Genomic DNA, 18,949 nt, shown 5'->3' on the forward strand with positions numbered 1-18,949 from the left:
CCGTTCTTATGATGTAAACGCCCTCAGGCTGGATCCGACATGCTTGCTGCTGCCATACATATTTTGTGTCTGTTGCCATTGACCGTGCAAATCATGCGCCGTGACCCACAACGTGACATCTGGTTGTTTGCATCCGTTTGTATTGCGGCTGTCGGGACTGTCATTGTGCTGGGCCTAAGCGGTGAGGAACTTCAATCACGCGGCTTTACAGCAGCGTTGCATTGGTCGGAACTGTCTGTAATCCTTATTTTCGGCGGCCTTGCAATGTGTAAGGGCCCCAAACAAATTTGGCGTCTTGCCGGCTATATTGGCGCCTATTTGGTTTTGTTTGGTGGGGTCGCGGCCGTCTTTAATATGTTTGAACCGTTTTCGTCGGGGACCGTTACAGAACCTGTTTTGTATTCCGGTTGGCTTTGGGTACATATCGGAACATCTCTTGTAACCTACGCACTTGTGACATTGGCGGCAATTGCAGCCATGGCTTATGTCGTGCAGGAAGATGCACTGAAAAACCGGCGCCCGACCCGCTGGAGCCGCCGCCTGCCGCCGTTGCGTGATAGTGAATATATGCTGGTAGGGTTCCTGAAATGGTCAGCCTGGGTGCTGATCGTTGGTATCTTTACCGGTTTTGCCTTACGTCAGGTCGAAGGTCAGTCTCTTTTCTATATTGATCACAAGATGTTGCTAACTCTTCTGGGATTCGCAGTCATCAGCACCCTGATCCTTATTCACGAAAAGTCGACCCTGCGCGGTCGCATGGCGGTGCGGTTTGTTCTTGGGGCATGGTTACTTCTGACCTTGGCGTTTCCGGGCGTCCGTTTTGTTTCGGCTTATTTAATCGGCTGATTGCCCGGTCAAGGCACCTAACCACTTTTCTTGTAAAGCAGGCTATATTCGACAATTCGCTTAGAGTTGTTGCAACGCCGCGCCAGTTTCATTAATCTGCCCAAGTTTTAGGCAATCGGATTTCCTTCATGTCTTTGCAGATCGGTTCTGTAGAAGTGCCAGAGAACGTCATTCTGGCACCTATGTCAGGTGTGACTGACCTTCCTTTCCGGCAACAGGTCCGCCAGTTTGGCGGCCATCTTGTCGTGTCCGAAATGATTGCGTCTGATGCCATGATCCGTATCCAGCGCCACCAGAAGGAAGTGCGCAAGATGCACGGTGATTGTGCAGCCGAAAGCCCGCTTTCCGTACAATTGGCAGGAACCGAGCCTGATGAAATGGCACTTGCGGCAAAGATGAACGAAGATCGCGGCGCAATGATCATCGACATCAATATGGGCTGCCCGGCCAAAAAAGTGACCAAGGGGTATGCCGGGTCAGCTTTGATGCGCGATGAAAAGCTTGCTGCCGATATTATTGAAGCAACCGTAAAAGCAGTTTCCGTCCCCGTAACGCTTAAGATGCGTTTGGGATGGGATGATGATAACCGCAATGCGCCACAGCTTGCGAAAATTGCCGAAGACCTTGGCATCGCGATGCTGACCATTCATGGACGCACGCGGTGTCAATTCTATAAAGGCGATGCTGACTGGGATGCAATTGCACTGGTTAAGCAAGCTGTATCGATACCTGTCATCGGCAATGGCGACATCAATCGCGAGGAAGATGCAGCAGAGATGCTGAAACGATCGGGGGCCGATGGTGTCATGGTTGGGCGCGGTGCGCAGGGGCGGCCATGGTTTCTGGCACAGGTTTCACATTATCTGAAAACCGGAAAAAAAATGGCCGCGCCGTCACTTGAAACGCAGATGGAAACCATTTTACGTCACTATGACGCGATGATGAAACATCACGGTCCGCAAGGAGTGCGGATCGCCAGAAAGCATTTAGCTTGGTATTGCAACGGCTTGCGAAATGCGACGGAGTTCCGTCGTGTCGTCAATGTGTTAAGCGATCCGGCTGAGGTTAAAGGTCAGATCAGATCGTTCTATGAACCACTAATCAAAGGCGCATCTGAACAAGCTGCTGCCTGATAAACAACAATAATCAGTTTGACAAATTATCGGGGAAACTTTGAATGAGACTTGGATTTGGCAAGGGAAACGGCGTTGATCCAACTGGCGTGCTTAATGCAATTGCCAGTGCGGTCGTCGTATCCACACGTGACGGCAAAATCCGCTTTGTCAATCAGGCGACGGAACAGCTATTTAACGCCAGCGCCGCCGTGCTATGCCGTAGTAATCTCAAAGATTTCATTCCCGGCGATAGTCCGGTTTTCTCTTTAATTAACCAAGCCATAGACGAAGCGACCCTGGTGGCCGATCATAACCTGCTGATTGAAAGCCCAAAAATCGGCAAACACACTGTCAATCTGACGGTCGGGGCGATGCCCGATGACCCCGATTGTGCAGTTTTAACCTTCGAACCGCGATCAATCGCACAAAAGATCGATAATCAACTGCTTAGCCGCAGTTCTGCACGTTCAGTAAGCGCCATGGCAGCGATCCTGGCCCATGAAATCAAGAACCCGCTTTCAGGTATTCGCGGTGCCGCCCAATTGCTTGAACAAACTTCGAATGAAGATGACCGTGTGCTTACACGGTTGATCTGTGACGAGGCAGACCGCATTGTCAATCTGGTTGATCGGATGGAAATCTTTTCCGACAAGCCGCTGGAACGTGGTGCGGTTAACATCCATACGGTTCTCGAACATGTTCGTCGCCTGGCAGAAAACGGGTTTGGTAAACATCTGACGTTCGAGGAAATCTACGATCCGTCTTTGCCTCCGGTATTTGGTAACCGGGATCAGTTGATACAGGTTTTTCTGAATCTGCTTAAAAATGCTGGTGAGGCAATTGATCATGACACCGGTCACATTGTGATTTCAACGCGCTATCAACACGGTATCCGCCTTGCCGTCGCGGGAGGCGATGCCCGCGTTCACTTACCACTTGTTGTATCGGTTCGTGATAATGGACCGGGTATTGCACCTGATATGCGCGAAAGCCTGTTTGATCCATTCGTGACGACTAAATCAACTGGTTCTGGTCTTGGCCTGGCACTGGTGGCTAAAATCATCAATGACCATGGTGGCGTGATCGAAGTGAAAGATGCACCGGGGGGCGGTGCAGAGTTTCAAATCATGTTGCCAATCTATAACCGCACACTGGCCGAAGACATCGGTGCGGGTAACGTAATGAAGAACAAGGAAGAAACCGTATGAGCCCGAGCCCGGCCCGAATTCTTGTTGCTGATGACGACCGTGCAATCCGCACGGTTCTAACGCAAGCATTATCGCGTCAGGGCCATGAGGTGCGCAGCACCGGTCATGGACGGACCTTGTGGGACTGGATTGCCGATGGGGACGGTGATCTGGTGATTACCGACGTCATGATGCCCGACGAGAACGGGCTCGATATGGTGCCGCGTATTCGCAAATTGCGCCCGGACCTTCGCGTGATTGTTATGAGTGCTCAGAACACGCTGCTGACAGCCGTTAAGGCCGCGCAACGCGGTGCTTTTGAGTATCTCCCAAAACCTTTTGACCTCAATGAGTTAATCAGCATTGTTGATCGTGCACTTGAAACGCCGCAAGCAGACGAGAGCGCTAAAACTCTGAATGACGAAGGCGATGATCGTTTACCTTTGATCGGTCGTTCGGCGGCAATGCAGGAAATCTATCGTGCATTGGCACGTCTGATGAACACCGATCTGACTGTCATGGTGACGGGCGAAAGTGGTACCGGTAAAGAACTGGTTGCGCGCGCCTTGCACGAATATGGTGGTCGCCGGCACGGCCCCTTTGTTGCGATCAATATGGCAGCCATCCCGCGCGAATTGATCGAAAGTGAACTGTTCGGTCACGAGAAGGGCGCCTTTACCGGTGCGAATGAGCGCAAGGTTGGCCGGTTCGAGCAAGCCGAGGGCGGAACCCTGTTTCTTGACGAAATAGGGGATATGCCGCTTGAAGCACAAACCCGTTTGTTACGTGTTTTGCAGGAAGGTGAATATACGCGTGTTGGCGGTCGGACACCGATCCGGGTCAATGTTCGCATTGTTGCGGCAACCCATCGTGATTTGCGCAAACTGATCCGCGAGGGCACTTTCCGCGAAGATTTATTCTATCGTCTAAATGTCGTGCCAATCCGTCTGCCAAGCCTACGAGAGCGCCTTGAAGACATTCCTGAACTGGTCAACCATTTCCTGATGCAGGCCAGCGAAGAGGGCCTGCCGCGCAAGACTCTTTCGTCTGAAGCAATGGCACGTTTGAAGGCGCATCGCTGGCCGGGCAATATTCGTGAACTTGAAAACATGGTTCGTCGCCTGACGGCGCTTTATTCGCATGACGTTATCGGCGTTGATGTGATCGAGACCGAGTTTTCGGAAAACAATCTCAGCGAGGCCGCACCAGTTGGCGAACCGCAGTCTTTGGCGGAATCTATCGAACGGCATGTTCGCGAATATTACGACGCACATGATGACGATCTGCCGTCAAGCGGCCTTTATGACCGTATCCTGCGCGAGATGGAACGCCCGCTTCTGACTGTGACACTTGAGGCAACACGCGGTAATCAGGTTAAGGCCGCCGAAGTTTTGGGTCTTAACCGCAATACGCTTCGCAAGAAAATCCGTGATCTTGGACTGGAAGTTGTCAGGGGCGCAAAATGAACAAGGTCGGACGACCTCTCACCAGTCGTCTGATGCGTTCACGGTTCGTCAGATTGCTGGGTCGGCTTAGCCAATCGCGCAAATTCGCAATTAGCTTGGTTGCGGCGGCGCTGATTTCTGTTCTTGCGACCTATCTTGCGATGACCGGGACGGCACCACTGCGCCCAGAGCCACGCCTGATCCTTTTGTTGTTAAATATTGATCTGATTCTTGTTTTGGCGCTTGCGACCCTGGTTGCGCGCAAACTTGTTCAGATATGGGTGGAACGCAAACGTGGTGCGGCGGGGGCAAAGCTGCATACCCGCATGGTTTTGCTGTTCTCGCTTGTTGCCATTACGCCGGCAATCATCGTATCCGTGTTTTCCGCCCTGTTTCTTCATTTTGGCATTCAGGGCTGGTTTAGTGATCGTATTCGTACCGCCGTCGAAGAAAGCATGGTCATTGCCGATGCTTACCTAAAAGAGCATCAGGAACTAATCCGTGCAGACGTTCTTGCAACGGCTAATGACCTACAACGTTTGGGGGTGACATTTGCAACCGACCGTGAACGTGTAGAGAGGATATTAACCGCACAAGCCGGTGCGCGCGGCTTGCCCGAAGCAGTTATCATTGATGGTACCGGCGAAGTTCTGGCCCAGTCCGATTACAGTTTTTCCTATGATCCCATTTTATCCCCGATCCCGCCTGAAGTTTTTGAACGCGCAAGAAGTGACGATGTTGTATTGCTGATTGGCAGTGCGGATAACCGCATTCGGGCGATGACACATCTTGATAGCTTTATCGACGGATATCTTTTGGTCGGCCGTTTCGTTGACCCCAATGTTCTTGAACGCATCGACAAGGCGCGCAAGGCTGTTACGGCCTATGAAAACCTTGAAGGTGAACGATCCGGGATCGTTATTACCTTTGTCATGATTTTCGTCCTGATTGCCGTGGTTTTGCTTTTGGCTGCTGTGACACTGGGATTAATGGTTGCGACACGGTTAGTCGAACCGATCTCGCAACTAATTCAAGGGGCTGAAAAGGTCCGTGATGGTGATCTGACGTTCAGAGTTCCTTTGGACGGGCAAGGTGACGAACTGGAAGCGTTAAGCCGTGCCTTCAACAGGATGACTGCCCAGCTTGATACCCAGCGCACAGAACTTGTTGCCGCCAATAGGTTAAATGATGAACGCCGCCGCTTTACCGAAGCCATTTTGGGGGGCGTGACGGCGGGGGTGATTGGCCTGGATGCACAAACCCATATCAATCTTCCGAACCGCAGTGCGTCGGACCTGATGGGGATTGATCTTGATAGCTGTATCGGGCGATCCATCTGTGAAGTTATTCCCGAATTTTCCGAACTTTTCGAAGATCTTCATAAGGAAGGTGATCGCAGCAAATCGCGTCAGATCGAAATTCGGCGTGACGGGCTTAACCTGATGCTGCTTGCGCGTGTAACGGTGGAGCGCGCCGAAGATAAATCTATTTTTGGTTATGTCGTGACATTTGATGACGTGACCGAACTTCAAACGGCACAGCGTATGGCCGCATGGGCCGATGTTGCGCGGCGCATTGCCCACGAAATCAAAAACCCATTAACCCCGATCCAGCTTTCAGCTGAACGCCTTAAACGTAAATATCTTAAGGAAATTAAAACCGATACAGAGGTCTTTAAAACCTGTACCGACACCATTATCCGTCAGGTCGGTGATATTGGGCGAATGGTCGATGAGTTTTCAAGCTTTGCCCGAATGCCAACCCCCAAAATGCGGTCGGAAAAAATCGTTGATCTGGTGAAAAGTGCGGTTTTCCTGCAAAAACAAGCCAACACAAAAATCACCTATGATTTCGACGGTAAAGCTGGTCGGGAAATTGAAATTTCATGTGATTCCCGTCAGGTTAGTCAATGTCTAACCAATACGCTTAAAAACGCTGCCGAAGCCATTGAGGGAAGAGACAGTGAAGGCGTGGAATTGTCACCGGGGCATATCGAAATTTCTGTAACGCGCTCTGATGAACATCAACGCGTCTACATTACTGTTGCGGATAATGGCAAAGGTCTTCCGATTGAAAATCGTGAAAGACTGACCGAACCATATATGACCACACGTTCAAAAGGCACTGGCCTTGGGCTTGCGATCGTCAAGAAAATCATGGAAGACCACGGCGGAGAGCTTATACTCGCCGACGGTATTAAAAGTGGTGCAACGGTTACACTTGCGTTTCCGACCGTCAGTAAAAACGTAACTGCGGAAGAAATGGCAGAAAGCAATTCTTCGAACAACTGATCTGGTTGTTTCATCAGCAATACTAATACGGGCATATTGGTCACGACATGGCGCACGATATTCTGATCGTCGATGATGAAGAAGACATCCGGTCTCTGATCGCCGGAATCTTGGAAGACGAGGGCTATAAGACCCGACAGGCGGGCTCCAGCCAGGAGGCCCTGTCCGAGGTGGCTGCACGTAGGCCAAGCCTTGTTGTCCTTGATATCTGGATGGATGAAAGCGATCACGACGGTATTGAGACCTTAAAGTTTATCAAGCGTGAGCATAGTGAAGTGCCGGTCGTGATGATTTCCGGCCACGGCAATATTGAAACCGCGCTCGAAGCATCACGCAGCGGTGCGTATGATTTCATTGAAAAACCGTTCAATACGGATCGACTGTTGCTGGTTGTCGAGCGGGCAATTGATGATGCCCGTCTGCGTCGTGAAAACCGCGAACTGACTTTGCGGGCAGGGGGCGACACTGAACTTATCGGCGGATCATCGGTGATTAACAGCCTTCGTCAGGCAATTGATCGTGTCGCACGCACCGGCAGCCGTATTCTCATTTCCGGACCTGCCGGTTCTGGCAAAGAAGTCGTCGCACGCCTGATACACAAAAACTCTGCCCGCGCCGAAGCGCCATTTGTGGTGCTGAATTGTGCAAATATTTCACCGGAAACGATGGAAGAATCCCTGTTTGGTGCTGTTGCCGCAGCCAATCGGGAAGCCCGCACCGGCGTGCTCGAACTTGCCCATGGCGGGACGCTGTTACTTGACGAAGTGGCCGATATGCCGCTTGAAACACAAGGTAAGATTGTTCGGGTCCTGCAGGAGCAAACATTCGAACGTGTTGGCGGGTCCATTCCGGTCAGCGTCGATGTTCGTGTGATTGCAACAACGGCACGCGATCTGGAAGAACGGATTGCAGCCCAACGGTTCCGACAGGACCTGTATTACCGTCTGAATGTTGTCCCTTTGCAGGTTCCATCGTTGCAGCAACGCCGCGACGATATTCCGGATTTGGCGGAATGTTTTCTGGTCCGTTATGCCGAAGCCACAGGTTTGCCAAGGCGCAAGCTGTCAGGCGAGGCCATGGCTGCCCTGCATTCCTATGACTGGCCTGGCAATGTTCGTCAGTTACGCAATGTGATCGAACGCTTGATGATTATGGCGCCTGATGACAGTACGGATATCATCAGCGGCAAAATGTTGCCATCCGAACTGTTTGCTGATGTGCCGGTCGCTTTGAACTTTGACAAGACCAGCGAAATCATGGCATTGCCTCTGCGCGAAGCCCGCGAGATGTTCGAAAAGGAATATCTGCAAACACAGGTGGAGCGCTTCGGCGGGAACATTTCCAAAACTGCAAGCTTTGTAGGCATGGAACGTTCGGCTTTGCATCGGAAACTCAAAAGCCTGGGCGTAAACGGGGAACGTGCGGATTAACCCGCCCCGAAATGGTCCAGAATCTTTTGAACGGGAGACGAAATAATGAAGGTCATCATTTGCGGCGCCGGGCAGGTGGGGTTTCACATTGCCAAATACCTTGCTGCCGAAAACAATGATGTAACGGTTATCGATCAGTCGGAAGAACTTGTTCGCAAGATTTCTGATACGCTGGAAGTCAAGGGCATCATCGGGTTTGGTTCTCATCCTGATGTCCTGCAACAGGCCGGTGCAGATGAAGCTGACATGTTGATCGCGGTGACCTTTGCCGATGAAGTCAATATGACGGCCTGTCAGGTTGCCCATTCATTATTTAATGTGCCAACCAAAATCGCCCGTATTCGTAGCCAAACCTATTTACAGCCGGAATGGGCCAGCCTGTTTGGCCGTGAAAAGCTGCCCATCGACGTGGTTATTTCACCCGAGATGGAAGTTGCCCGTGCCGTGGCGCGCCGTCTTCAGGCGCCGGGCGCGTTCGACATGATCCCGTTTGCCGATGATAAGGTTAAAATCCTAGGTTTACGCTGCAACGAAGATTGCCCGGTAATCAATACACCGCTGCGCCAGCTCCATCAGTTGTTCCCGGATCTGAATATCTCGATCCTTGGCATGATCCGCAATGACAAGCCGGTTTATCCAAAGGGCGAGGATCAGATGCTGGCGGGGGATCTTGTCTATCTGGCTGTATCAAGCGACCAGGTGGATCGGGCGATGTCGGCCTTTGGACATGAAGACCCCGAGGCCCGCCGCATTGTTATTTTTGGTGGTGGCAACATCGCATTGTTCTTGGCTGAAGAAATCAACAAAAACTTCCCCGGTGTTACCACGCGGCTGATCGAATCAGACCCGGAACGGGCACGCTATGTCGCGCAGAAACTGCCGAAGAAAAGTGTCGTTTTGCTCGGTGACGTTCTTGATCCCGAATTGCTTGAAGAAGCCAATGTTGGCAATGCCGAAGCCGTTGTCGCCCTGACCAATGATGACGAAACCAATATTCTATCGTCGCTTTTGGCCAAACGCTATGGCTGCCCGCGCGCCCTGACGCTGATCAACAAAAGCACCTATACCTCGCTTGTGTCCGAACTGGGTATCGATGTGGTTATTAGCCCGCGCATGACGACGGTATCGACCATTCTGCATCATGTGCGCCGGGGCCGTATCCGGGCGGTTCATAGCCTATCCGAAGGCTTTGGCGAGGTTCTTGAGGCAGAGGCACTTGAAACCGCCCCCATTGTTGGTAAGGCGATCAAGGATATCTCCATGCCGGCCGGTGTGGTGTTTGGTGCGATCTTGCGGAACGGCGAGGTCGTCATGCCGCGCGCCAATACCGTGATCGAGGCTAATGACCGTATTGTGGTCTTTGCCGGGTCCGAACAGATCAAGAAAGTCGAAAAAATGTTTGCGGTTCGGCTTGAATACTTCTGATGCTTCGCATGATATTTGACGACTAACTGGCTGGAAATAAATATATGATTGAAAAATCACCTGCGCGACCAAATGCCGTGATCTTTGACTGGGACAACACGCTTGTCGACAGTTGGGAAACCATTCAGGCCGCCCTTAACCTGACCTTTGATGATTTTGGCAAGGAACGTTGGGACCTGATCGAAACCAAAACGCGGGTTGCGCGATCATTGCGTGACAGCTTTCCAGCTCTGTTCGGTGAAGACCGCTGGGAAGAAGCCAAGGATCGGTTCTATGCTCATTTTCAGGCCATTCATCTTGAAACTCTGACGCCATTGGCCGGTGCACATGATTTGCTGTGTGCCTTGCGTGATGGCGGCGTCTATCTTGGGGTGGTTAGCAACAAGAACGGTGATTTCTTGCGATCAGAAGTTGCCCATCTTGACTGGGGACATTTCTTTGGTGGTGTTATCGGGGCAACCGACGCGGAAAATGACAAACCTGCGGCCGATCCAGTCCATCTTGCAATGGGCGACTCTGCTGCGACGCAATACGAGAATCTTTGGTTTGTTGGTGATAGTGTGGTTGATATTCAATGTGCGCGCAATGTCGGCGCAACAGCGATCCTGATCGGTGAAGAAATAACCGGCCACGGGGATGCCACGAATTCCGCGAATCTTAGCCCTGATTGGCATTTCCCCGATTGTGAAGCGCTTGTTAGGCTTGTAAAAAGCTTTGCGAAGGTCTTATAGTTCATTCAGGTCATAAAAAATTGGGGCCGGAACCGTAACAGACAAAAAAGTCATCGGTTCTGCACTTACCTTGGCCACCCGAAACGAAAAAAACGCTCATAAAAGAAGGCTAGGTCTAACCAATGGCGGAAAAATCACAAAATGTTCAGGACGTATTCCTGAATTATTGCCGTAAAAACAAAACGCCGGTTACCGTGTTTCTGGTCAACGGAGTCAAATTGCAGGGAATCATTACCTGGTTTGATAATTTCTCTGTTTTGCTGCGGCGCGATGCTCACACCCAACTCGTTTACAAACATGCGATTTCGACGGTAATGCCGACGACACCGATTAAATTGTTTGATCCGAGCCAGCCAGCGACGGACGAAGAAAATAGCTGATGAATCTCTGACTACGGGGGCTAACGGCGAAGACGACAGCCCCCGGGTCCTGGTTTTCCATCCGGAACTGAAACGTGCGGATCAAGCTGGATCTTGGCGCGACTCATCGTCGCGACTGGAAGAAGCCGTCAGCCTGACCGGCGCACTGGATTTCGAAGTGGTGGGCGCAGAAATCGTGCCCATCGCTAAAACACGCCCGGGAACCTTGTTTGGTACCGGCGTGGTCGAGCGACTTGGCACTCAGATCAAAGCCGAAGAAGCCGACATTGTTATGGTTAATGGCAAGCTTTCCCCGATCCAGCAACGTAATCTGGAGCGCGAGTGGAAATGCAAGGTCATCGACCGTACCGGTCTTATTCTTGAAATTTTCGCGGATCGTGCGCGCACCCGTGAAGGGCGTCTGCAAGTTCAACTGGCGTTATTAAGTTATCAGAAATCCCGTTTGGTTCGCACATGGACGCACCTTGAGCGTCAACGTGGTGGCCGTGGATTCCTTGCCGGACCGGGTGAACGTCAGATCGAAATCGACCGTCGTTTGATCGGTGACAAGCTGGCCAAACTGCGGCGTGAACTTGAAGAAGTCAAACGGACCCGCGAACTTCACCGCGAGGCACGCCGCCGTGTGCCATATCCGATTGTTGCACTGGTGGGCTATACCAACGCCGGGAAATCAACACTGTTCAACCAATTGACAGTCTCCGATGTCTTTGCCGAGGACATGCTGTTTGCAACCCTTGACCCGACCATGCGTGGGCTTGTACTGCCCAGTGGTCGCAAGGTGATCCTGTCTGATACGGTTGGTTTCGTTTCCGATCTGCCACATGACCTTGTCGCGGCTTTCCGGGCGACCCTGGAAGAGGTTCTAGAGGCGGATCTGATCATTCATGTTCGCGATGCATCGTCTCATGAAACCGAAGCCCAGAAGCTTGACGTGCTTGAGGTCCTAAAGGAACTCGGCCTGCAAAAAGCAATTGATGGCGAAGAGCTGGTCGAAGCCCTTAATAAATGTGATCAGCTTGATGATGAAGGCCTGACAGCGCTGCAGGAATATTCGGCACGCCATCCCAACACTGTTGCGATTTCAGCAATCAAAGGCACGAATTGCGATGGCCTGCTGGCTTTGATCGAAGGTCGCCTGACACAAGATATGCCCGTTTTCGAGGTTCGCGTTCCCTATGCGGATGGCAAGGCGCTTGCCCGGCTTTACGAACAAGGTGAAGTCCTTAAACGTCTTGACGGAGAAGACGGGATTTTGGTTCAGGTTCGCATTGATGAAAGCCGTGTCGGCCGGTTTGAAGACTGGTGCGCAAAATCAGGGTTCAATCCTCACCTTTTGTAGGATCGAACCCTTCTGAAACTAAGAGCTGAAAGGAACAAAGCGTGATTAGTGTCGATATGGATAAAGTCACCGGGATTATCCGTGAAGTATCGGCCGAGGAAATTGCTCCACGTTTTGGCCAGCTAGGAAAAGACGATATTGATACCAAGACCCATGCCATGGATCTGGTAACCATTGCCGATACCGAGGCTGAACGCGTTCTGACCCTGCGCCTGACAGACCTTTTGCCAGGCAGTGTCGCCCTTGGCGAAGAAGCCGCCCATGCCAATCCTGAACTGGCGGGCCGCGTATTTGCTGGGGATGCCCCAATCTGGATCATTGATCCGGTCGACGGCACCAAAAACTTTGCCCACCACCGTCAGCCATTTCGCTGCATGGTCGCGCTTTATCATGGCGGCGAAACCGTTGCGGCCTGGATTATAGATCCGATCGAAGGATTTGCAACTGTCGCTGAAAAAGGGGCCGGAACGTTCCATAACAGCGTCCCGGTCAGAGTTAGATCAAATATTCAAACTGCAAAGGATGCCAAGGGTTTCCTGATTTCCTTTGCACGTGATCGCATCCGCAAGTACTACGGCCATCTCGATTTCTTTGATGGTATTGCACATTATTCCTGCTGTGGGGCGGAGTATCAGGAAATTGCGCAGGGACTGTTTGATTTCTGTGCCTATCGCAACCTGAAACCGTGGGATCACGCGCCAGGAACACTTCTTGTGCGTGAAGCAGGCGGAATTGCCAGATATATCACCCGTTCCGGAACAGATGAGTATCATGCAGATGGTGATGCTCCGGGTTTGCTATGTGCATCATCGCCTGAACTTTGGGCCGAAATGAACGAACTTTTATTGCCACTTTTCGGATCGTAAAAGCGTACGCAAATTCTAACAAGTCAATTGCTTCTGCGGCGTTCTGCCTTTTTGGCTTCATTCCAAAGCCCATCCATTTCCTGAAGATCGGATTGGCCCGCATTGCGACCATCCCGGGCTAATTCGTTTTCTATAAAATGGAACCGTCGGGTAAATTTCAGATTGGCCCGACGCAAGGCAACCTCGGGATCAACCCCCAGCTTGCGCGATAAATTTGCCATCACAAACAACATATCACCCAGTTCGTCCTCAACCCGGTCCTGATCGGGGGTTTCCGTCAACTCGGCCTGTAACTCGCCAATTTCTTCATGCAATTTGTCAAAGACTTCGTCGGTACTTGGCCAGTCAAACCCGACACGTGCCGCACGTTTCGTCAATTTTTCGGCACGCATAAGGGCGGGCAGGGCGCTGGCCACACCATCGAGCGCACTGTGGCGTTCATGCCCCTTGATTTCGGCCTTTTGCGCACGCTCAGAGGCCTTGATCTTTTCCCATGTCTGATTGACACCATCCGTGGTTTTAGCCTCTCCATCGCCAAAAACATGCGGATGGCGTTCAATCATCTTGGAAACAATGCTATTGGCAACATCTTCAAAGGTGAAATGTCCGTCCTCGGTAGCCATCTGGGAATGAAAAACAACCTGTAGCAACAAGTCGCCAAGCTCTTCACGTAGCTCGTTCATGTCACCTTGGGCAATTGCATCGGCAACTTCATAAGCTTCTTCGATGGTGTAGGGGGCAATGGTGGCAAAGTTTTGCTCCAGATCCCATGGGCAACCACCATCCGGATCGCGCAATTTTGCCATGACATCCAGTAATGCATTGATTGCCTTGCTGTTATGTTTGGTCATGGTAACGTTTTCCTGCGTTGGGCGTGATATCGGGGATGATTGCCGGTTCTTCTGTCGTAACGTGATGCAGCCTGTGTGACAAGATATGGAATACGACAAAATAAAACCCGCCAATTCAATATTGACGGGTTTTATTCATTTGAACTTTTGCCGATTTTGATCAGGCGGCAGCAAGTGTCGCACGCTTGTTTTCACCGATGCCTGCGGCGTTAGCTGATTTACCTTCGATCAGGCCACGATGTAATGCCTTGATCGCCTTGTTAAAGTCGCCTTCTGCAACAACGAACTGAAGATCAACGCGGCGGCTTGGATAGTGGCTGGCCACCAGTTCAATGCCACTGGCATCAAGGATGCCAACCGCACGGGCAAACAATCCCGGCTCATTAATATTTGCACCGATAACCGACACAATCGCGACCTTGCGGGTCTTAACCGTTGCTTCGGGCTGTTTGGCTTCGATCTCGTCAACACAGCGACGGACTTGCTTCAGCGACGTTGAAACATAATGCGTGATCGTATTGGCATTCAGGTTTTTGGTCACCGTCGGAACCTTAAAACGCTTCAACACGCTAAGGATGGTTTCCTCACCTCCGGCAACACCAACCATGTCTTGATTAAAGACCTCGATCTCGAATGCAGTTGGAACACCGGTAACAATTTCAACACGGCTATCATCAGGGTCCCAGTGATCGTCAATAACCGTGCCCGGATGTTCCGGCTCAAAGGTATTGGCAATGCGGAGCGGGATGTCATTCTGACGTAGCCCTTTGGCTGCACGCGGATGAATGGCTTCCATGCCCATATTCGACAACTGATCGGCAACGTCATAACTGGTGCGGCCAATCGGACGCACGGCATCCTCGCCAACAATGCGCGGGTCAGCGCTGCTAAGGTGGAATTCCTTGTGAATGATCGCTTCGCGCGCCTGGGTCAGGCAAGCAATGCGCGAAAACGTCACTTCGCTATAACCTCTGCCATAGATGCTCATCAAACCTTCGCTGCACTGGGCATAGCCGGTGGCAATGGCAAGCTGACTTTTAAGATCGATATCGGCAAAAACCTTTTCGATCCGGCCATCAAGGGTCGAGGCTTCCGGTTCACGCCAGCCTGACAGATCGGCAAAAACCGCGTTCACGCCTTTGGCGCGCAATAACAACATGGTGTTATGCGCACTGTGGGATTCCCCAATTGCACTTAGCATTTCACGAACAGTCAGCAGATGTTTTTCAAGCTTGAAATGCCCAAAGCTGCAAAGGCGATGCAAATCCATCAAACAGCTTCGCGTACCTTCAACCCGTTCCTGAACAAAGGCATTAGCCAATTTCAGTTCCGGCGCGTCGCCAAAGATTTCCTCGTTGATAGCGCACATCTTATCGGCAACCTTGGTCAGGGTATCCCCCCAGGCCCAGTCGGTTTCCGATCCGGCATAAAGCTGATAGACGCCAGCCTCACCGGTTTTTTTGTTTTCCAGCAGCAGGTCCGTAAACCCGCCATAAGCTGAAACAACAAATACACGATTGTAAAGCTCGTCTTCGCTGCGATCGCCAACCAGAATGTTATCCATGACCGCATTAACCTGCGACATCGACGTTCCGCCAATCTTGTGAACGCTATGCCCAACGTCCGTTTTTTTGTCCATTTTTTTATGGGCTGAAAGCATGCGGCCTCCTTTGGGGGCGTTTCCTTGAAATGGTCTGTTCGTGATTTTTTGGGGCGGTCATTAAGCCGCCCCAAATGAAGGGCCTAGCTTGCCAGCGCATCACCGTCGAGCGGATAAACGCCGTTCTTATCGTGTGTTTCACGACCGTTAAGTGGCGGATTGAATGCACAGGCAACAACCATGTCCTCTGTGCCGCCGCGCAAGTAATGGCGATCATGCTTGTTAAGGATGTAAACCGTGCCGGGTTCAATCTTGTATTTCTTGCCATCCGCAATGGTTTCGACTTCGCCATTGCCTGAAATGCAATAAACGGTCTCGAAATGGTTTGCGTAGCAAATCTCGGTCTCGGTTCCGGCATAGATCGTGGTGATGTGGAACGAAAAACCCATGCCATCATCGGCAAGTGACAACCGCGTGCTTTCCCAATTGTCAGAAACAACACGACGACCAGAGGCTTCACATTCTTTCAATGTGCGAACAATCATACTTAACTCTTTGATTCAATTTAAGTTGTGGGGCAGGGCGATGCATCAAACATCACCAAACCGAATTACTCGGCAGCGGCTTTCACCGGGGTAACATCTTTACCCATTGCCTTGGCCGTCGCCATTTCCAGAATGTCGAGGCCATGGGCCAGATCGTCCTTTGAAATGATCAGCGGAACAAGGCATTTTACAACCTCGTCTTCCGGGCCACTGGTTTCAATCACCAGATTATGGGCAAAGCATTCCTTGGTGACTTTCGATGCAACATCGCCACTTTCAAAGCAGATACCCTGCATCAAGCCACGACCCTTGCGATAGATTTTGCCATCGCCATACCGTTTCGCAATTTCTTCAAGACGTGCGCCAAGAAATGCTGCCTTGTCACGGATATCATTTTGGAATTTGTCATCTGACCAAAAATGATCAAGTGCGGCGGTCGCCGTTACAAAGGCATGATTATTTCCACGGAATGTGCCGTTGTGTTCGCCCGGATGCCAAACATCGAATTCCGGTTTGATCAGAACGATTGCCAATGGCAAGCCATATGCCGAAAGCGACTTTGACAGGGTTACCATATCAGGTTTGATACCGGCGGGTTCAAAGCTAAAGAACGTGCCGGTACGGCCACAGCCAGCCTGAATGTCGTCAACGATCAGAAGAATGTCATGCTTGCGGCAAACCTGTTCCAGTTTTTTCAACCACCCAAAGTCAGCAGCATTTAAACCGCCTTCACCTTGAACGGTTTCAACAATGACAGCCGCGGGCAGGGCGATGCCACTGGAATTGTCGCCAAGGACACGATCCAGATATTCGGTGGTATCTGCACCGTCCCCCATATAGCCGTCAAACGGTACGGCAACCGCATTATCGAGCGATACACCAGCAGCACCACGATGGTGTTCGTTACCCGTAATCGCCAACGCACCAAGCGTGACACCGTGGAAACCGTTTGTGAACGATATAACAGTTTCACGACCCTTGACGCGGCGCGCCAGTTTAAGGGCTGCCTCAACCGCATTGGTGCCGGTCGGGCCGGTAAACTGGATTTTATAATCCATATTCCTCGGCTTAAGGACTTTGCTTTCCATGGCTTCAAGGAAAGCTTCCTTGGCTTTGGTATGCATGTCCAGGCCGTGGGTGATGCCGTTCGATATAATGTAATCGATCAGCTTTTTCTGCAGCACGGGATGATTATGGCCATAATTCAGGCTACCGGCACCGGCAAGAAAATCGAGATAGCGTTTGCCATCGGTATCTGTCAACCAGGCACCTTCGGCTTTTTCAAAAGTAACGGGGAAGGAGCGTGCATAGCTCTGGACTTCCGATTCAAGGCGATCAAATACAGTCATAATTCCCTCTTTATGATTGGGAAAATAAAGAATGATCCTGTCATGCCAAACGTCCGGACAGGCCGGTTGTTCCAGTTAAGCGGTGTCAGGATTTCTAAAATCAGTGCGGTATTGGGTCAGGCCGCGACGCGCACAACATCGGCGCGTGCGAACGGCCCGATCTGCCACAGAATTTCACTGGCAGCAGCCCCATCGAAATGGGTTTCGCGTTCGAACTGGACCTTGCGCTTGACCTCGGTTTCCAATTCGCGTGCCACGGAACGAAAAACGCCTTGTGACGGCGCATTGGACGATGTGATCGTCGTCTGCAGCTCGGTCACATTGTGACAAATCTGGCGTTCCAGAATCTCAAGGATCATGGACTTTGCCAGTTTAAGGCCACGTGCTTTGGGTGACACGGCAACCTGCCAGATAAATAGCCGTTCCGGATGCGCCGGAACAATATAGCCAGACACAAAACCAACTGTCTGGCCATCAAGCTCGGCAATCACGCAGGTATCTGCGAAATGCGAGCACTGCAACAGGTTGCAGTAAACAGAGTTTTCATCCAACGGTTTGCATTGCGCAATCATTTCATTGACTGCGGCACCGTCGGTTGCCTTGGGTTTCCGGATCGTTAGATTGGCGTTGTGGCCGGTATTGCCGCTTTTGGTGGCAATTTTCATCTGTCTATCTGCCTCGTTATTTCGATACACGATCTTTCCTGTCGCGTCAGATATATAGATGATCGATGTAAAAAGGTCAACACAGCGGTCGTGACGATATGATGAAATATATAAAAATCATTTTAAATCAATATGATGGTTGAATAAATCAACTTTGCTGATTATTCGGAAAATTAAATTATATCGCCCATATATTTCAACATATTTCGATAGATAAACACTTCGATGAACGAAGTGTAATGGCGGGAAAGCGTTGCAGAGCGACGGTTCGGCGGTTATTACTTTGGGAAATTAAAACAACAAACCGTGGAATCACCGCATGGACAAGTTGCACGAAGCACTCATTTCAATTCGACGGATCCTGCGGGCCAGCGATATCCATGCGAAAAAGCTGGGCAAGGTAACCGGGCTGAAAACATCGCAACTTCTTGTTCTTCAGTCTCTCGAGGAATTCGGGGAAATGACAGTCGGGGAAATCGCGAATAAGGTTAATCTTGCCCAGGCATCCGCAACTGCATTGGTGGATAAGCTTCAGGCAATGAACATCGTCCTGCGCGTGCGTGGTGACGCCGATAAACGCAAGGTATTTGTCCGCCTGACAGATTATGGCCGCACAGTTCTAGATCGTGCGCCAATGGCGCTTCATGATCGCTTTTCTGATAACTTCAAGGCACTGGAAGAATGGGAGCAAAGCTTCCTTATTGCGGCTTTGCAGCGCGTATCAGGGATGATGGATGCCAGTGACTATGACGCGGCACCATTGCTCGACCACGAGGTGATTGTCGAAAAGAGCAGTGATCCATCTCGTTCGACACATTGATCGACATTCCGACCACCAGCACACCCAGCAGTCAACTCTGCACTGATGATGATGCTCATTGGTG

At 51.2% G+C, this 18,949-nt stretch carries 17 protein-coding genes; 12 read left to right on the top strand and 5 right to left on the bottom strand.

Annotated elements, in window-relative coordinates; genetic code table 11:
* The first annotated feature begins 39 nt into the window (after positions 1 to 39).
* The 11 genes from ccsA (at position 40) to TALK_RS06985 (ending at position 13,055) form a co-directional block, all read left to right on the top strand.
* A complete protein-coding gene (ccsA, locus tag TALK_RS06935) occupies positions 40 to 846 on the top strand; it encodes a cytochrome c biogenesis protein CcsA (RefSeq protein WP_085617272.1) in 807 nt (268 codons plus the stop codon).
* A 128-nt stretch (positions 847 to 974) separates the two neighbouring features.
* On the top strand, positions 975 to 1,979 hold the full coding sequence (dusB, locus tag TALK_RS06940) for a tRNA dihydrouridine synthase DusB (protein ID WP_085617274.1): 1,005 nt from the start codon (positions 975 to 977) through the stop codon (positions 1,977 to 1,979).
* A 44-nt stretch (positions 1,980 to 2,023) separates the two neighbouring features.
* On the top strand, positions 2,024 to 3,169 hold the full coding sequence (locus TALK_RS06945; protein WP_085617276.1) for a two-component system sensor histidine kinase NtrB: 1,146 nt from the start codon (positions 2,024 to 2,026) through the stop codon (positions 3,167 to 3,169).
* A complete protein-coding gene (ntrC, locus tag TALK_RS06950) occupies positions 3,166 to 4,614 on the top strand; it encodes a nitrogen regulation protein NR(I) (protein ID WP_085617278.1) in 1,449 nt (482 codons plus the stop codon). The genes TALK_RS06945 and ntrC overlap by 4 nt, the downstream gene beginning before the upstream one ends.
* Entirely contained in the window at positions 4,611 to 6,884 is a 2,274-nt protein-coding gene (locus TALK_RS06955) for a sensor histidine kinase NtrY-like (RefSeq protein WP_085617280.1), read from the top strand. Before ntrC ends, TALK_RS06955 begins: the two co-directional genes overlap by 4 nt.
* Before the next feature lie 47 nt (positions 6,885 to 6,931).
* Positions 6,932 to 8,314 (top strand): nitrogen assimilation response regulator NtrX, encoded by a 1,383-nt coding sequence (gene ntrX / locus TALK_RS06960; protein WP_085617282.1) that lies wholly within the window; start codon positions 6,932 to 6,934, stop codon positions 8,312 to 8,314.
* 45 nt (positions 8,315 to 8,359) lie between these two features.
* Positions 8,360 to 9,739 (top strand): Trk system potassium transporter TrkA, encoded by a 1,380-nt coding sequence (trkA, locus tag TALK_RS06965; RefSeq protein ID WP_085617284.1) that lies wholly within the window; start codon positions 8,360 to 8,362, stop codon positions 9,737 to 9,739.
* A gap of 44 nt (positions 9,740 to 9,783) precedes the next feature.
* On the top strand, positions 9,784 to 10,470 hold the full coding sequence (locus TALK_RS06970; RefSeq protein ID WP_085617286.1) for an HAD family hydrolase: 687 nt from the start codon (positions 9,784 to 9,786) through the stop codon (positions 10,468 to 10,470).
* A 122-nt stretch (positions 10,471 to 10,592) separates the two neighbouring features.
* Complete coding sequence (gene hfq / locus TALK_RS06975; protein ID WP_007089557.1) at positions 10,593 to 10,850, top strand: RNA chaperone Hfq; 258 nt, start codon at positions 10,593 to 10,595, stop codon at positions 10,848 to 10,850.
* The gene (hflX, locus tag TALK_RS06980) at positions 10,810 to 12,189 is read left to right on the top strand and encodes a GTPase HflX (protein WP_139833753.1); all 1,380 of its coding nucleotides are present in this window, start codon (positions 10,810 to 10,812) and stop codon (positions 12,187 to 12,189) included. The genes hfq and hflX overlap by 41 nt, the downstream gene beginning before the upstream one ends.
* Positions 12,190 to 12,230: 41 nt before the next feature.
* Positions 12,231 to 13,055, top strand: a complete 825-nt coding sequence (locus TALK_RS06985; RefSeq protein WP_245829750.1) for an inositol monophosphatase family protein — start codon at positions 12,231 to 12,233, stop codon at positions 13,053 to 13,055.
* Between the two features lie 23 nt (positions 13,056 to 13,078).
* Here TALK_RS06985 and mazG read toward each other — a convergent pair whose 3' ends face one another.
* The 5 genes from mazG to ectA form a co-directional block, all read right to left on the bottom strand.
* The gene (gene mazG, locus TALK_RS06990) at positions 13,079 to 13,906 is read right to left on the bottom strand and encodes a nucleoside triphosphate pyrophosphohydrolase (RefSeq protein WP_085617290.1); all 828 of its coding nucleotides are present in this window, start codon (positions 13,904 to 13,906) and stop codon (positions 13,079 to 13,081) included.
* 160 nt (positions 13,907 to 14,066) lie between these two features.
* The gene (locus tag TALK_RS06995) at positions 14,067 to 15,566 is read right to left on the bottom strand and encodes an aspartate kinase (RefSeq protein ID WP_085617291.1); all 1,500 of its coding nucleotides are present in this window, start codon (positions 15,564 to 15,566) and stop codon (positions 14,067 to 14,069) included.
* A gap of 83 nt (positions 15,567 to 15,649) precedes the next feature.
* Positions 15,650 to 16,051, bottom strand: a complete 402-nt coding sequence (locus TALK_RS07000) for an ectoine synthase (protein ID WP_085617293.1) — start codon at positions 16,049 to 16,051, stop codon at positions 15,650 to 15,652.
* A gap of 65 nt (positions 16,052 to 16,116) precedes the next feature.
* Complete coding sequence (gene ectB / locus TALK_RS07005) at positions 16,117 to 17,400, bottom strand: diaminobutyrate--2-oxoglutarate transaminase (RefSeq protein ID WP_085617295.1); 1,284 nt, start codon at positions 17,398 to 17,400, stop codon at positions 16,117 to 16,119.
* Between the two features lie 116 nt (positions 17,401 to 17,516).
* Complete coding sequence (gene ectA / locus TALK_RS07010; RefSeq protein WP_085617297.1) at positions 17,517 to 18,065, bottom strand: diaminobutyrate acetyltransferase; 549 nt, start codon at positions 18,063 to 18,065, stop codon at positions 17,517 to 17,519.
* 319 nt (positions 18,066 to 18,384) lie between these two features.
* Here ectA and TALK_RS07015 point away from each other — a divergent pair, with 319 nt between their 5' ends.
* A complete protein-coding gene (locus TALK_RS07015; protein ID WP_085617299.1) occupies positions 18,385 to 18,885 on the top strand; it encodes a MarR family winged helix-turn-helix transcriptional regulator in 501 nt (166 codons plus the stop codon).
* Positions 18,886 to 18,949: the final 64 nt, after the last annotated feature.

Source organism: Thalassospira alkalitolerans (assembly GCF_002115745.1).
Classification (GTDB): Bacteria; Pseudomonadota; Alphaproteobacteria; order Rhodospirillales; family Thalassospiraceae; genus Thalassospira; species Thalassospira alkalitolerans.

Bases quoted from the DNA above. Each gene is read 5' to 3' on its own strand.
- ntrC (WP_085617278.1), top strand. From the start codon at position 3,166: ATGAGCCCGAGCCCGGCCCGAATTCTTGTTGCTGATGACGACCGTGCA.
- ectA (WP_085617297.1), bottom strand. From the start codon at position 18,065: ATGAAAATTGCCACCAAAAGCGGCAATACCGGCCACAACGCCAATCTA.
- dusB (WP_085617274.1), top strand. From the start codon at position 975: ATGTCTTTGCAGATCGGTTCTGTAGAAGTGCCAGAGAACGTCATTCTG.
- trkA (WP_085617284.1), top strand. From the start codon at position 8,360: ATGAAGGTCATCATTTGCGGCGCCGGGCAGGTGGGGTTTCACATTGCC.
- TALK_RS06945 (WP_085617276.1), top strand. From the start codon at position 2,024: ATGAGACTTGGATTTGGCAAGGGAAACGGCGTTGATCCAACTGGCGTG.
- TALK_RS07000 (WP_085617293.1), bottom strand. From the start codon at position 16,051: ATGATTGTTCGCACATTGAAAGAATGTGAAGCCTCTGGTCGTCGTGTT.
- TALK_RS06995 (WP_085617291.1), bottom strand. From the start codon at position 15,566: ATGCTTTCAGCCCATAAAAAAATGGACAAAAAAACGGACGTTGGGCAT.
- hfq (WP_007089557.1), top strand. From the start codon at position 10,593: ATGGCGGAAAAATCACAAAATGTTCAGGACGTATTCCTGAATTATTGC.
- TALK_RS06955 (WP_085617280.1), top strand. From the start codon at position 4,611: ATGAACAAGGTCGGACGACCTCTCACCAGTCGTCTGATGCGTTCACGG.
- ectB (WP_085617295.1), bottom strand. From the start codon at position 17,400: ATGACTGTATTTGATCGCCTTGAATCGGAAGTCCAGAGCTATGCACGC.
- mazG (WP_085617290.1), bottom strand. From the start codon at position 13,906: ATGACCAAACATAACAGCAAGGCAATCAATGCATTACTGGATGTCATG.
- ccsA (WP_085617272.1), top strand. From the start codon at position 40: ATGCTTGCTGCTGCCATACATATTTTGTGTCTGTTGCCATTGACCGTG.
- ntrX (WP_085617282.1), top strand. From the start codon at position 6,932: ATGGCGCACGATATTCTGATCGTCGATGATGAAGAAGACATCCGGTCT.
- TALK_RS07015 (WP_085617299.1), top strand. From the start codon at position 18,385: ATGGACAAGTTGCACGAAGCACTCATTTCAATTCGACGGATCCTGCGG.
- TALK_RS06970 (WP_085617286.1), top strand. From the start codon at position 9,784: ATGATTGAAAAATCACCTGCGCGACCAAATGCCGTGATCTTTGACTGG.